This window comes from Pseudoflavitalea rhizosphaerae, from assembly GCF_003991355.1.
Lineage (GTDB): Bacteria > Bacteroidota > Bacteroidia > Chitinophagales > Chitinophagaceae > Pseudobacter > Pseudobacter rhizosphaerae.
This window is the reverse complement of sequence record NZ_RCSU01000016.1, coordinates 18936-33728: the sequence shown is the minus strand read 5'-3', so window position 1 is coordinate 33728 and position 14793 is coordinate 18936. Positions and strand designations below refer to the sequence as shown.

Here is a 14793-nt window from a genome sequence, read left to right as displayed (position 1 = left end):
TTTCACCCTCCCAGCTCAATCCCAATCCCCGCTTTAACAGTTTCAAAGACTTTTTTTCTATAAATTCGCGGGCCGGGATTATGATACCAATTAGTGAATTTTTATCATATTTTAATTGCCGACAGGCTTCCATCCGCACCCTCATACTCTCTATGGGGCTGTTGTTGGTGCTTTTCAGCAGTTTCGTTACCCCCAGGGTACAAGATCAGCAGCATGTAAAAGCAGGCTGGCTGCTCCCCAGTACTACGGGTATGGAAAGATTGGCCGAGTTCAGAGATGCCAGTGGCCCTAACTCCGATCTCCATCTTTCTATTAGAAAACAGACCAAGGTTAAATGTGTAAAAAAGCTGCAGCCCGGTTCGGAAGCTGCTGAAAAGGCTGTTGAACCTGTACATATTTCCACTTCTCCGATAGCAGGTTTCGATACAGTGAAAAGACCTGCCTATTACGTTTTCCTCTTCAGATACACCCTTTTTTGATCCCGCATTTCATACGGATGGTTTCCGTTTACCGACCTCCAGTTGGAGGCCCGATATTCTTGTTTTCCATTTTCATCCCAATCGAAAAATTAATAGTATGAAATGTCCGAATTGCAATGAGACCCTGCTCATGACCGAAAGGAACAACATCGAGATCGATTATTGTCCTTCCTGCCGCGGCATCTGGCTCGATAAAGGTGAGCTCGATAAAATGTTGGAATATGCTGAACAGAAGTACAGGTCAGCCGAACAAGGCCAAAACCAGAACCATCAGCAGCAATATCAACAGCCATATAAGAAATACGATAACGATCATTATAAAGAGCATCATAAACACAATCCCTATCAAAAACCCTACAAAAAGAAAGGGTTTCTCGGAGATCTCTTCGATTTTGATTAGGCATTCTTAAACCCATTGGATAATTAAAAAGATAGAAAATGCAGGCATTGCTGGATTTGTTTCACAATCTCACAGACGCTAAGTGGATCATGGCCCATGGTGGCCTTTATATTGTAGTGTTTATTGTTTTTGCTGAAACCGGACTATTTGCCGGGTTCTTCCTCCCAGGAGACTCCCTGCTGTTCATCGCCGGAATGATCATTGCCCAATCCGTTAGTCCCGATGTGGCTCCCGCACTGAGCCTCCTTTATTGGGTAACACTGATCTCGGCATCCGCCATCATCGGAAATTATGTTGGCTACTGGTTCGGCAAAAAGTCGGGTGAAGTATTGATGAAACGAAAAGACAGTTGGCTGTTCAAAAAGAAGTATCTTATACAGGCAAAGGACTTTTACGAAAAGAAAGGAGGGGGAGCCATCATGATCGCACGCTTCCTGCCCGTGGTTCGTACCTTTGCTCCCATTGTTGCCGGAATGGTGAATATGGACCGCAAAAAGTTCACACTGTACAATATCCTCGGCGCCGTTGCATGGGCCGGAAGTATTGTAACAGCAGGATTCCTGCTAGGTAACTATGACTGGGTAAAAAATAACCTCGACAAGATCATCATTGGAATCGTGGTTGTAACCACCGCCCCGGTGCTGATCAAAATGATCGCCAGCCGAAAGAAAAAAGAACCCCTCCCGGCCGATCAATTAAACTCTTAAAAAATGACCGAATTTCTTATGCCGGATTTTGGAGATCCGGCGGTATGGATAAGCTTACTCACACTCTGTTTCCTGGAAATAGTCCTGGGGATCGATAATATCATCTTCATTTCGATCGTAGCAGGTAAACTACCGGCAGCGCAACAGCGAAAAGCCCGTAACACAGGCCTTCTGCTCGCAATGGTGTTCCGTGTACTCCTGCTGCTTTGCATCAACTGGATCATCGGACTCAAAGACCCGGTGTTCACCCTTCCGCATGTAAAGAATCTCACGGACGGTCCCATCGGCCTTAGCTGGAAAGACCTCATACTCATTGCGGGTGGTATCTTCCTCATTGTAAAGAGCACACTGGAAATTCACCACAAACTGGTGAAAAAAGAAGAACAGAAATCCGGATCCGGTAAAGCTGCCTCTTCCGTTGCCTCTGTACTCGGACAGATCATCCTGGTGGATGCCGTATTCTCTTTCGATTCCATCCTCACTGCGGTGGGACTTGTAGAGAACGTAATCATCATGATCATCGCAGTGGTAGTGTCCATTGGCGTTATGATGCTGTTTGCAGGACCTGTTACCCGCATCATCAACAAACAACCTACCCTTCAGATGCTGGCCCTCAGCTTCCTGGTTGTGATCGGTGTTGTGCTGGTGGCAAGCGGATTCCATCAGGAAGTAAGCAAGAGCATCATCTACTCCTGCCTGTTCTTCTCACTGGCGGTGGAAATGCTGAACATCAAACTCCGCGGAAGGGAAGCGAAAGTGAAGCTGAACGATTCTGACAGACCAATGATCAATTAAGTAATACCTGATAAGTTCCATAATAAGAAAGTCCCTGCATCACGCAGGGACTTTTGATTTTCTAGGCCGGCACTTTTCTTTCGTCTTCGCGTTCCCAAACCCTGTGTTGGGAAACAGCTGTTATGAATTGTTTTTCAAGTTGAGTCCGGTCGCTGTTCAGGATGATCCCGGCCTCAATGGGCATATCAGCAGTAACTGCTTCAGGGAATTTTCTTCCGAAACGGGTTGCTTTCAAAACCTGGAGTGCATCCGGATCTGCGGCAATCACTTTACAATGACGGTAGGCTTCGTCCAGGAAATGTACAGCATCAGCGTCAGCTTCCAGGAAAGCCACGCTGTTGGCGCCTCCAGGCACAAACACTGCATCATAGAACACAGAAGCTGTAGTGAGCAGGCTTTTGTCTGCCAGCAGTTCCCCTTTGCCGGCGCTCTGCACCAGGCCAAACCTGGGCGCGATCAGTTCTCCAACAGCTCCTTCTTTTTGCAATGTTGTCAGCATGCTTTCAACGGCAACACTGTCTACGCCATCTGCCACCAATATGGCGATCTTCCTGCCTTTTATTGAATCCTTCACTGTATTGGCCATGCTTAAAGCGCTTGATGCTGACAGTGAGAGTTCTTTAACCACCGGTTGGAAATCTGCCGGATTGCCATCGGCGGGAATACTTTGGTTGATCGGCTCTGCAATATCTTTATCGGAAGGCACATGGAGACCAAGGTTCCAGGCTACTTTGGCGGCCAGGCCTTTGTCCACTTTTGCAAGAATGCGGAGCATCCTTTCTCGCACAGCGATCGTTTCCACTTTCCCCAGTTCAAAGGAAAAAGCATCTACCATATGCGCCTTCTCAGGATCCGACTGGCTGTTGTAAAAAAGTCTGGCCTGGCTGAAATGATCGAAGAAACTGGCGCTTCGCTGACGCACTTTATGAGCGTCTATCTTTTCTGTGTAGGAAGTGAATCCGCCTTCCATCATTTTTGCCTGGTAGGGGCAGCCGCCTCCCAGCGAATTGGGATTATAGCTGCTTCGTCCTTTATTGATCTGCTGCCGCATGAAACCATCACGCTGGTTATTGTGTATAGGAACGATGGGCCTGTTGATGGGGATCTCATGGAAATTGGGGCCACCCAGCCGGATCAGTTGTGTATCTGTATAAGAGAAAAGTCTGCCCTGTAAAAGTGGATCATTGGTGAAATCGATACCGGGCACTATATGGCCGATATGGAATGCCACCTGTTCTGTTTCTGCGAAGAAGTTATCCGGATTCCTGTTCAGCGTGAGCTTGCCGATGCGTTGGACCGGCACCAGTTCTTCAGGAATCAGCTTTGTAGGATCCAGCAGATCGAAATCGAAACTGTGTTCATCTTTTTCAGGAATGATCTGTACGCCCAGTTCATATTCGGGATATATGCCTGACTCAATGGATTCCCAGAGATCGCGCCGATGAAAATCAGGATCATTGCCTGAGATCTTCTGTGCTTCGTCCCATGCTACAGAATGAACGCCCAGTAAAGGTTTCCAGTGGAACTTTACAAAGTGTGATTCATTCTGATCATTTACGAACCTGAATGTATGTACGCCAAATCCTTCCATCATACGGAAACTGCGGGGAATAGCGCGATCACTCATCAACCACATGATCATATGAGTTGACTCCGGCATGAGGGAAATGAAATCCCAGAAAGTATCATGAGCAGAAGCCGCCTGCGGTATTTCGTTGTGAGGTTCAGGTTTTAAGGCATGCACCATATCGGGGAACTTGTGTGCATCCTGGATGAAGAATACCGGCATATTATTCCCTGGAATCAGTGAGCAAAGATGTCCACAAAAGCAGGTAGTTGCTTTACTTTAATATTGATCTATCTTCGACAGCATCAATTCAACCCTGCAATCCTTATTTTCTGGTCATGAGAAATTTGCATTATTGCTCTGGTCTGGTGTTATCCATTTTTACAGGTTTTCATTTGTTCAATCATTGCTGTGCAGTTTTGGGAGCGGACTTCCATATTGAGGTAATGAATTCACTGAGGATTGTTTACCGCAATGCATTCGTTGAAACCATTATTCTCCTGTCTGTGCTGCTGCAAATTGTATCCGGACTATATCTTTTCAAAAAACAAAAGAGAACTGTAACAAAAAGCTTCGATAAACTGCAAATATGGACGGGCCTTTACCTGGCATTCTTCTTCCTGGTCCATGTAGGCGCGGTATTCACCGGAAGGTTTATTTTGAACCTAGATACCAATTTCTACTTTGGGGTTGCAGGCATGAATAGCTTTCCTTTCAGTTTGTTCTTCATTCCTTATTATGCAATGGCTATTTTCTCCTTCTTTACACATATTGCCTGCATTCATTATAAAAAAATGGAAAGAAACATAGCTGGTCTTTCTCCCTGGCATCAATCCATTGCTGTGATGATTGCCGGATTGGTGATCATGCTCCTGGTGCTTTATGGTTCAACTGGTGAATTCAACGGGGTAGAGGTGCCGGAAGCTTACAAGGTATTGCAGGGGAAATAGTGGTTGCCCTACCCGGCGCGCCGGACAATTCCAGTTATTTTATCAGTAAAAACGAGAATGCCCCAAACGAATTGAGGCGTTCTCTGTACAGCTTGAAATTTAGGGGCGGAATTAGTTTGCGAAAAGTACATTGCATGCTACCTCCCAAAATTCTTCATCTTTTTTGAGGAAGAAGGGCGTTTCGCCCCATGCTTTATAGGGAGCAAGGTATAAGGTAAAAACTTTCCTTGCTGGGAGCGGATCGAGATAAGGCGGCGCAAAGGCAGCTGATGAATAGGTGGCGCCACCATAATTCAGGAGCGGCTGCCCTGTTTCATGATCGAAGAATTCAAACAGGTATGAATAGTTGACCAAACCTTCGGGGACGCCATCCGGCAATACCTGGTATTCGCCACCATTCACGTCTTTGGCAATATCGCGTATCATGCCAATTTCTTCACGTACTTCATTCCAATCCTCATCGAAGTATGAGATGTACATTTTTACATCCACTCTGGTAAATGGAATAAGGTACTGTGCATAATTTGCTATTTTCAATTTTATATGTCCTGCAGGAGCAGCTTCTTCCTGGTCCTGCATTTTGGCATCGATGAAGGTTACCGGTGATTCAAGTGTAGGTTGAAATAAAATATAGGTTTCTTCGGAACCTGCTTTGACATCGATCGTTTTTTCCAGTACTGTATTTCCGTTACGGATATCGTAGAACTCAAATTTTCCTTCACCTTCCACTACTTTTATCTTTTTCAGGCTCAAATCCCATTCCACCGGGTACCCATTGTACTTTGCTGCAATGAAGATCCCCTGTCCATTATTAGCCAGTGCTACTTTCGATGCGTCGAAAGATACATTTACAAAATCCCTGAAAGTTTCAACCTGTTCAGCTTTCTGGCAGGAGCCAAGCATTATGATAAGGAGAAGGCACCAGTAACCGGCCTGTTTTATTTTATTCATGATTTTATTTTTTTAGAATTTGTAAGTGGCAGTAATGCTGAATCGCTGACCTTCCTGCCTGCGGTACATGATGAGATCCCCATCTGCACTGCTGTATCCATTGTCTCCTTTTACACGATCATATTTCAGTACGCCGCTGCCATCGTTGGCAGGCTGATAGCCCTCTGCATTCACGTAATATCGCGTCCACTCATTGAGCAGGTTGGCGACATTTACTTTCACTTCCATTTTTTTCTTCAGGAAACGGCCGTATAACTGGAAGTCCAGCAGTTTGGGAGCCAGTTCGTATTCAATGGCCGAAGGATCTTTCATGATCAGGTTGGAACGGTAACCGCGATGATTATAGCTAACTGTTGCTCCGAACAGTTCTCCCCAATAACCAACACCAAGGTTCAATAACCAGGGCGACTGACCGAGCAACGGGCGGTCCATTCCCGGAATCCGCTCTTTGAACCTTTCGATCTTGCCGTCAACAGTTCTGAACTCCCAGGGTCCTTCATAGTTGACAGTCGACTTCAATAATGTTCCGTTCGCATATACGAACAGGTCAGATAGCCAGGATTTGCCGGCTACGAATGAAAGGTTCTTGCGTACCTCCATTTCCAGTCCATAATTTTTGGCTGAAGCCATATTGGCGAAAACATAATAGCTGCCATCCTGGAAAGCAGGATGGTTCACCAGTTCAATTGGTTTGTCCAGGTACTTGTAGTAACCGGTTAGTGAAATGATCTCACCCGGACTGGGATACCATTCCAACCGGAGATCGATATTATCCACCATTGTAGATATCACGTCCTGTCCGGATACATTAGCATCCAGCTCATAATCATAGAACCCGAAAAAAGAGGTTTCCCTGAAATCCGGACGGATAGCGGTTTTTGAGTAGCTTGCGCGCAGGTTCAATGTATTGGTGAAACTATAAGTGGCATTGACCGAAGGCAGCAATTGCCAATCCTGTTCTTTTGCTTCTTCCTGGAATTTGAGATAATCAGGAATTTCGTTGCCGAATTTTTTTCTCAGTAATTCAGTCTGCCTGTTACTGATATCGTAATATTCAAGTCTTGCTCCATATACCAGTCTGAGCTTGCCAAAGAGCTTCTGGTCGGCCATGAGGTACATGGAATGATTGTTCATATCTCCGTCGAATATATTTCCGCCGATATTCTCTGCGTAGTAATATGCCTGTCCTGTACCTGCGCCAACATTGGCCGGATCGAGCAGCACTTCATAAGGCATCTCGATTTGCGGCAGGATCTCTCCGGCTTTGGCAGACCTGGTCATGGGCAACATGCGGAACACTTCCAGTGCACGTTGTTTTCTCCATCCCTGGTAACCCATTTTCACGATAGTGTTTATCTTTTTTCCTTTTCCGAATGATCTGGAAAAATTAGTGGCCCAGTTGAAATCCTGTTCTTCGATCTGCGTCCACATTCTTGAATCCAGCGCCACTGTGTTGTTAGACCATCCTGAGTGCTGCAGCAGGTTGGGGTTTTGGAAATAATATTTGTCGCCTAACTGAGTAGTGAGCCTGTACTGGAATTTTCTTTCGTCCAGGATTTGTTGACTGATCTTGTTGTAAGCGAATTGTCCTTCAAATTTGATACCGCCGGGGAGCAGGTAATCTCCAATGAGCTGGTGTTGCTGAAGCGACATGGCCTCGGGCAACTGGTATATTTCTTTCCGCATCTTATGTGTTTCGTCCCGGTAATCCAGTCGCACCGCTTCATTGTAGTTATTGCTGTAAGTGCGGGCGTACATATTCTTCAGAGCAATCTTGAATTTATCTCCCTGTAAACCGAGATTGCCCACCAGGCCGCTGCTGCTGTTGAAACGGTAAGATCTTCCGGCGCCGTTTTGTCCATATTTCGAACTGTCTATATAATTCTTCCTGAAATCCTGTCCACGAACATTATTGAAGTGTATGATATTTTGTTCATTTCTCAGGTTGGCGCTGGCGGAAAATCCGAATTGCAAATTGTTTTTCATTTTGTATACGCGCCCCAATGCAATTCGATAATTCTGATTGGGTGAGCCTTTATACTTTTGCAGTTTCAGGGGATCTGCATTCAGTTTCCTGGATTGTGCAATCGCATCCAGGTCGTTGTACTTCATGCCAGGTCTTTCGAAGTTGAGCGACCAGTCATCGAGTTTTGGATCATTGCTTACGCCCGGAGGGGCATCCAGCTGAATAGCGTCAATATTCCAATACCAGGGAGTCAGGCCTTCAGGTTTTTTGGACGATTTGTCGAAGAAGCCGAAATACTCGCTGCTCTTGCGTTCTCCCAGCTGGTAGAAATCCTTTCCGGTAGTTTGGCTGTTACCGCCGGTACCGATGGTGATAGTGGTGAAATTCTGAGAAGGAATATCGAGGGTATTGATCGAAACCTGTCCGCCCGAAAATTCTGAGCTCATATCCGGAGTGGCGGTTTTATTTACCACTACATTGCTCACCATTTCAACAGGGATAATATCGAATGAAAAATTCCTTCTGTTCATGGAGGTACTGGGTATCACTACACCATCCAGCATTGCCTGGTTGTACCGGTCAGACATACCGCGGACGATAACATTCTTATTGTCTACAGTAGTTAGTCCCGATACTCTTTTCAGCACCTGTCCCATATCGTTATCAGGTGTACGGGAAATTTGTTCGGAGCTGATGCCGTCTGTTACCGCAGCTGCATTCTTCTGCCTGGCGTAGTGCGCGTTCACGCCTTCTTTCCTTGCGGATGATCTCACTACAACGGCAGCGAGTTGTCCTTTATTCCTTTTCAGGGTGATAGTGAGATGGGTAAGTTGACCTTCTTTCACTTCCACACCGGATATGATCTTTTTCCCATAACCGACGGAGGAAACCTCAGCTTCGTATTTGCCTTTGGGTAAGGAGATGGAAAAGGTGCCGTCTACAAGACTGGTAGTGCCTTTGTTGCCGAAACGGATACTGACGGCTGAAACTGCTTGTCCATTTTCTTCATCGATCACTTTTCCGGTTACAAGTCCTGGATCTTTTTTCAATGGGATGAAGGGAAGTACTGCGATGGAAATCGATTTCGATTCGATGCGATAGGTAAGGAACCCGTCTTTACGTAGTTTGTTCAGGACCTGCTCTACAGGCAAATTGGCGATATCAGGTTTGGATACTACCGATCTTGTTTGCAAGGCTTCAAAATCGTAGAGGAATTTGTAATCGATCCATTTCTTTTCCAGTTCCCGGACGATGGTGCCCAGGTTGCCCTTATCGGCTGTCTGTGCCAGTCCGCGCAGGGTAGGGGTGAGGGTCAGGCAACAGATAATCAGGAATTGAAGTTGCATGCTGATTAGTTGTTGCATTCTTTTGGTGCGCATTGCTTAGGTTGATTTTAGTTTATGCCAGGTGATGTCAATAGTTTCCTGTACCGCACTCAGTGAGGCAGTTAGAGTTTTCTCAGATGGGTGCTTTAATAAATGACTATGCTGCCATCCGGATTTTTTCTGTGCTGTAATTGATGAACGAATAACAGCCGGGTCAGAACAGATGATATATTTCCCCGCAGGGAAAGAGTTCCCGAGAATCGTTTTCCGCCGATTCGTTTGCTGATCCTTATATTGATCCCGAAATGATCCTGCAGGTAGTGAATAATGGATTCCAGTTTTTCATTCTTACAGTTTATCTCTTTTGTCTTCCAGGCGATGGCATATTCAGAAGCCGGTGCAGTCCGGAATGTACGGGTTTTCAGGTCATATTCCCCGGATTGGCCCGGACTCAAAAGTTGTGAATTGATACCTGTTGACTGTAGTGATACTTTTCCCGTGAATAAAGTTACATTGGTACAGGAGCTGTTGCTGTTTATAGAAAAGGAGGTGCCCAATACGACAGTATTGAGTTGTCCGCTACTCACTTCAAAAGGATGCGCCGGATCATGCGATACATCAAAATAGGCTTCACCTTGAAGGAACAGTTTTCTATTTTGAGTGAAGCTGGATGTATCCAATTTCAGTACTGCATGTTTGTTAAGCCAGATCTCACTGCCGTCTTTCAATTGGAGGTAACGAACGGCTTCGCTGTTGTTCCTTATTTCCGCAAGTGCATATTTGGCTTTAGATTGGGGAGCTGGTTTTTGAATCAGGTAAATGCCTGCTCCAATGAGAGCTATAGGTATGAGTACCGCTGCTATCCGGAGCATCCATTTATTGTGCATCCTGTAAACTTTGGCGGCGCCACCTGGTTGTAATTGCTGAATAAGGTTTCTGTACATTTTCTTCGACTGTTCCTTTCCGGGATGGAATTCAGTTTCAGCCTCGGGTAAAGCTTCCTGCAGACCATGCAGATGGAAGTACTGTTGCATTTCCTCTTGTTCTTCAGGAGTTGCCATGCCTGCCAGGAAACGGTCGATGAGCTTATGAATATGATTCTGATTCTGATTCATTGAAATGGAATGCGCTCTTTATTGTAATACCGTAACGGACCTGCGATGGTACCACAGTAGGAACCGAGTTCACAATTTGGTAATAATAAAATGGGAAACTGGAATTACAGAAGACCTGTAAAGGAGTGAAGGAATTGTTGTGCAGCGATTCTCCTTACTTTTTTCACGGCCTTGCCCAGGAGGTTCTTAACGGTTTGTGGAGAAATATTCAGTTCGGCAGCAATTTCTCCGTGTTTCGATTGCCGGAAATATTTCATTTCGAAGATCTGCTTTTGCCTTTCAGGAAGTGACGCCGCGGCGGATCTCACCAGTTCTTCGAAACGCAATACCTGCGCAGATTGTATAGTGCTGTTGTCTGCCAGGTTTTCCACTTCTGAAAGTGCTTCTTCGATGGAAATGGCGGTGGATCTTTTTCTGAAATGATCTACCAGTAATGCCTTCGATATAAAGAACAATAATCTTTCAGGCGTTTCAGGTTGTATGCAGGTTTTCCGGTAATGGTTCCAGAATTTGATGAAAGTAGTTTGTGTGATCTCTTCGGCAATGAACTGGTCCTTTGATTTCTTATAGGCATATGCATACAAGCTGCGATGGTGCTGCTTATACAACCTGGTAAAATATTCTTTATCCGCAGAAGTACTGGAAAGCATACATTTTACTTGTGGGGCAAAAGTAGCTTCCGGGTGTTAAGTTAATGTTATGCTATGCCATGATCAGGAATGAATGCCCGGGTGGGTAGGAGCGGTAGCGGATTCGCTTAAAAGTTGGGTGATTCTTTTTACATGCAGCTGTCGAATCAGGAAGCACGTTCGGTACTGTGCTGGCAACCTCGTCCAGCTCAAAAACAATACCGGCAACTGGTAACGCTCTTGTACAAGCGAAACGAATGAGCTTTTACAAATTCTGTTCAGGATGATCCCCGGCTGGCCAACTGGAAGAAGCTTATTTTCAGATCAGGCGTGCCGGAGGGCCCCCAGTGATGTTTACCTGGATGTGGGGGGGGGAGAATTTATCGAACTTTTCATTTGCTTTAAAAAAATAATCTGGGAAGTCGCCGCAGGTTGGTGAAGGAACATTAGGGGATACTATGTGGTTGTTAAAAAAGGATAGTTGGAAGAATCATTTTCAAAGGGAGTAGGATTGATGCCCTGGAAGCCGCGTCCAGACTGTTTTTTATGCATCTGGTTTTGCTCTTAATGCCTCAGTTTCTGTTGTTAATGATGAATTTTTTTTCAAAATGTTTCCAAGAGATTTTGTTGTTTTCAACAATGCCCCTACATTTGCGCCGGAGAGATGGCAGAGCGGTCGAATGCGGCGGTCTTGAAAACCGTTGACTGTCACAGGTCCGGGGGTTCGAATCCCTCTCTCTCCGCTGGATAAGTTATCAAATCGTATTAAAGGGCTCATAAAACGCTGGTTTTGTGAGCCCTTTTTGATTTTTCCACCTCAAATCGCATCAAACGAAATCAGCCTGAAAGGTGGAAATTCGGTGCACCTGAATCTTACTTAATTTCGGTGCACCGAATTTTCCGGAAACGCCCTACTGGTGAGGGTTTGAAGCGATAGAACTTTTAGTGACGGATTTTAATCATTCGTAAAACACAAAAAAGGAGGTGGAAGATGGAACACCGGATCAGTATTCTTTTTTATGCCCGCAAGTCTAAAATGACCAAAGGGAATTTGACTCCAATCTATGCCCGCATTACAATTAATGGGCAACGTCTTGAACACAGCATTCAACGGTATATCGAGGTCGCGCGTTGGAGTGCGGCGGCGGGCCGCGCGCGGGGTAACAGCGTGGAGGCGCGGCAGCTCAATACCTACCTCGACACGCTTACCGGTAAAGTATTGAAGCTGGAACGGGAAATGGTGCAGGATGGGCTGGACATTACTTTTGAAACATTCCGGGAAAAATGGATGGGCAACCAGGAACGGCCCCGGATGCTGATTGAGATTTTCCAGCACCACAACGATCAGTTGGCGGCTTTGATCGGAAAGGAGTTTTCCGCTGCTACCCTGGAACGGTATAATACTTCCAGCAATCACACGAAAGCATTTTTGCAATGGAAGTACGGAATTAACGACATTGATATCAAACGGCTGAATTATGAATTTGTCGCCGATTATGAGTTTTGGCTGAAAACGCAAAGAAATTGCAACCACAATACCGCGATCAAGTACATCAGCAATTTCCGGAAGATCATTAATATTTGTATCCGCAAGGGCTGGCTGCAGAAAGATCCTTTTGTAGGTTTTAAGATGACAAAGCACGAAGTGGAAAGAGATTTTCTGACGGAAGAAGAATTACAAACTATTGTTTCAAGGGATTATGAAACTGATCGTTTAAATCACGTTAGGGACATTTTTGTGTTTAGCTGCTTTACCGGCCTTGCTTATGCAGATGTGCAGAAATTGAAGCGGTCTGAGGTTGCCCGTGGGATCGATGGCGATTACTGGATCTTCACCAGCCGGAAAAAAACAGAAACAGCTTCCCGTATCCCTCTTTTGCCGACAGCGGTGCAAATATTGGAAAAGTACAAGGACTACCCTGTTTGCGTCAATTCGGGCAAAGCCCTGCCGGTGTTGAGTAATCAAAAAATGAATGCCTACCTGAAGGAAATTGCCGATGTATGCAAAATTCATAAGAATCTTACTTTTCATATTGCCCGGCATACTTTCGCCACTACTGTTACGCTCAGCAATGGGGTGCCGATGGAATCGGTGAGCAAAATGCTGGGACACAAAAATCTAAAGACAACGCAGCATTATGCGAAAATCCTTGACAGGAAGGTGAGTGATGATATGAGGTTGTTGCGAGAGAAGTTTGGAAAGAAAGATAAAGGAGGGACTGGGTTTAAGACAGCATAAAATAGGAATTGCATGAGTTATTATTGCACGGATTGCTAACATTTGTTCCTATACGTTGACTTTATCTAGTATCGCCTTGATTATCAAAGTCAAAACCAATGTCGTATGGATACAATTGTTCATCCCAATTGTTGCTACCTGGTATGGGAGGAATTGGCGCGTTGAGCCAATAAGAAACAGCCTCAATTTTAAAAGAACTTGGCTTTTTGTCGTAAAAATTTCTTTTTATAGGATCTATTTTTTTATATTTTAAAAGCAATTTGTCAAAAATATTTTGTTCTTTAAAGTCGCTTACGACGAGTGACAACAGGAAAAATAGTAAACTAAAAGCTGTCTCAGCCTCTTCTTTTGAAGGATTTGTCCCTGTATGGACGAAATTGTTTCGAGCTTTTCTTGCTTTTGAAATTTGATTGTAAAGTCTTTCGTTAATTAGGCCCTTCTGGAAGAATAATTCTGTCTTTGCTGCAGTGGTCCAAGTCCGGTTATCTTTCAGGAAATCTTGGCGACCTTTGATCGTTCCAGGACTTTGATCTTGAACGACTTTTTTTTGCCAAATATTGTCCAGTATTTGTTCAACCGACAACCAGTTGTTCACCAGCGATTCAGCAAATGAATTATTAATGTATGTCGACATACCCTTGATAAGGAATGAAGGGGAAAGGTTGGTGACTTTTTGCAATATCGCTCTGCCAGCTAAATAAGCAATAGATATATCATGCAATAGAATGCTTTCACAATCCATTAGAATGATATTATCCTTTACACTAGCGTGTTTGTGGCGAAAGTTATTTTTCAATTCAACAAATGAATTTAACGGCTGATGAACTGTTTCAAAGTAGTAGTTTTTATGTACAAAGCATCGCTGCAAGAATGTAGCATCTACTGCCTGGGTAAAAACGCCTCCTAATAGGAGGCTACCAAAAAAGTTATTAAACTCGTCAACAGCAGTAGTAATGTCCGAATATTTCTTTATAGCAGGCAAAATGAAACTTCCATCAAATGTAACGGCCATTGTATATGGCTTAGGAAGGCCTATGTCAATAGTCCCACTAACGCGATGTAGCCTTACATAATCGTAAGTAAATTTATTTATGTCGTCAATATCTGGATTCCAATTGTCGTTGGTACTTCTTTTAATAAGTCGAAACGGTAAAGGGGATGCTATAAATGCTGGAATAGTTATTTTGGGAGCAGAGGTATTCATACGAATCATTAATAACGACAAATAAATAACAGGTAGTTTCTGAATGACAGGACGGAGGACTTGCTTCCAAGTTATATTTAATCTATAGTTCTGTGAAGCGGAAAAACCTTTACTTCATATTTACCTATAGCTGCATTAAGCTTATGAAAGCCTTCTATCAACAGATATTCCAGGTTCACATGTGTAAACTTTTGCCATTTTACAGCAAAGTCGCTTGGGTACAACTTTGGATCGAATTCATAATCAAGAAAGGTGAGTGTCCCAGGATTGTCATATCCATCCAACCGCGCCATCATTTTAACTGGCCCGGTGGCAATTTCATGCTTACTGGTCTTAATGGATACATTAGCCATGAACTCGATATGACTATGCCTGTTCATTAACTTGTGCGAATGAATAAAATCATACAACCCTGATTGGGTAGAAAGATCGATCATTTTACATTATTTATCTGTAAAGTAAGATA

At 44.4% G+C, this 14793-nt stretch carries 13 protein-coding genes and 1 tRNA gene; 7 read left to right on the top strand and 7 right to left on the bottom strand.

Translation table 11 applies throughout. From position 1 onward, the window contains the following. Positions 1 to 152 precede the first annotated feature (152 nt). The 4 genes from D9Y29_RS22665 (at position 153) to D9Y29_RS22650 (ending at position 2381) form a co-directional block, all read left to right on the top strand. Positions 153 to 479, top strand: a complete 327-nt coding sequence (locus tag D9Y29_RS22665) for a hypothetical protein (RefSeq protein ID WP_127132522.1) — start codon at positions 153 to 155, stop codon at positions 477 to 479. A gap of 97 nt (positions 480 to 576) precedes the next feature. Next, positions 577 to 879 (top strand): TFIIB-type zinc ribbon-containing protein, encoded by a 303-nt coding sequence (locus tag D9Y29_RS22660; protein ID WP_127132521.1) that lies wholly within the window; start codon positions 577 to 579, stop codon positions 877 to 879. Between the two features lie 38 nt (positions 880 to 917). Then, positions 918 to 1586 (top strand): DedA family protein, encoded by a 669-nt coding sequence (locus tag D9Y29_RS22655; RefSeq protein ID WP_127132520.1) that lies wholly within the window; start codon positions 918 to 920, stop codon positions 1584 to 1586. A gap of 3 nt (positions 1587 to 1589) precedes the next feature. Then, entirely contained in the window at positions 1590 to 2381 is a 792-nt protein-coding gene (locus D9Y29_RS22650; RefSeq protein ID WP_127132519.1) for a TerC family protein, read from the top strand. A 61-nt stretch (positions 2382 to 2442) separates the two neighbouring features. On the opposite strand, the gene D9Y29_RS22645 is transcribed toward D9Y29_RS22650, so the two are convergent. Continuing rightward, positions 2443 to 4170, bottom strand: a complete 1728-nt coding sequence (locus tag D9Y29_RS22645) for a catalase (protein WP_127132518.1) — start codon at positions 4168 to 4170, stop codon at positions 2443 to 2445. Between the two features lie 224 nt (positions 4171 to 4394). On the opposite strand from D9Y29_RS22645, the gene D9Y29_RS22640 reads away from it, so the two are divergent. Further along, positions 4395 to 4898, top strand: a complete 504-nt coding sequence (locus D9Y29_RS22640) for a hypothetical protein (protein WP_206513854.1) — start codon at positions 4395 to 4397, stop codon at positions 4896 to 4898. Between the two features lie 111 nt (positions 4899 to 5009). Here D9Y29_RS22640 and D9Y29_RS22635 read toward each other — a convergent pair whose 3' ends face one another. From D9Y29_RS22635 to D9Y29_RS22620, 4 genes are all read right to left on the bottom strand, one after another. Further along, complete coding sequence (locus D9Y29_RS22635; protein WP_127132517.1) at positions 5010 to 5849, bottom strand: hypothetical protein; 840 nt, start codon at positions 5847 to 5849, stop codon at positions 5010 to 5012. 12 nt (positions 5850 to 5861) lie between these two features. Next, positions 5862 to 9161 carry a TonB-dependent receptor domain-containing protein gene (locus D9Y29_RS22630; protein ID WP_206513853.1) on the bottom strand — a complete coding sequence of 1100 codons (3300 nt, stop codon included), beginning with the start codon at positions 9159 to 9161 and terminating at the stop codon, positions 5862 to 5864. A gap of 125 nt (positions 9162 to 9286) precedes the next feature. Further along, positions 9287 to 10255 (bottom strand): FecR family protein, encoded by a 969-nt coding sequence (locus tag D9Y29_RS22625; RefSeq protein WP_127132515.1) that lies wholly within the window; start codon positions 10253 to 10255, stop codon positions 9287 to 9289. Between the two features lie 104 nt (positions 10256 to 10359). Then, positions 10360 to 10905: an RNA polymerase sigma factor gene (locus D9Y29_RS22620; RefSeq protein ID WP_127132514.1), complete on the bottom strand. Its 546-nt coding sequence runs from the start codon at positions 10903 to 10905 to the stop codon at positions 10360 to 10362. A 637-nt stretch (positions 10906 to 11542) separates the two neighbouring features. On the opposite strand from D9Y29_RS22620, the gene D9Y29_RS22615 reads away from it, so the two are divergent. Further along, positions 11543 to 11627: transfer RNA gene (locus D9Y29_RS22615), tRNA-Ser, on the top strand. A gap of 248 nt (positions 11628 to 11875) precedes the next feature. Further along, the gene (locus tag D9Y29_RS22610) at positions 11876 to 13123 is read left to right on the top strand and encodes a site-specific integrase (protein ID WP_127132513.1); all 1248 of its coding nucleotides are present in this window, start codon (positions 11876 to 11878) and stop codon (positions 13121 to 13123) included. Between the two features lie 61 nt (positions 13124 to 13184). Here D9Y29_RS22610 and D9Y29_RS22605 read toward each other — a convergent pair whose 3' ends face one another. Both D9Y29_RS22605 and D9Y29_RS22600 read right to left on the bottom strand, forming a co-directional pair. Next, on the bottom strand, positions 13185 to 14327 hold the full coding sequence (locus D9Y29_RS22605; RefSeq protein WP_127132512.1) for a hypothetical protein: 1143 nt from the start codon (positions 14325 to 14327) through the stop codon (positions 13185 to 13187). A gap of 77 nt (positions 14328 to 14404) precedes the next feature. Then, positions 14405 to 14764, bottom strand: coding sequence for a hypothetical protein (locus tag D9Y29_RS22600; protein WP_127132511.1), 360 nt, complete (start codon positions 14762 to 14764; stop codon positions 14405 to 14407). Positions 14765 to 14793 lie beyond the last annotated feature (29 nt).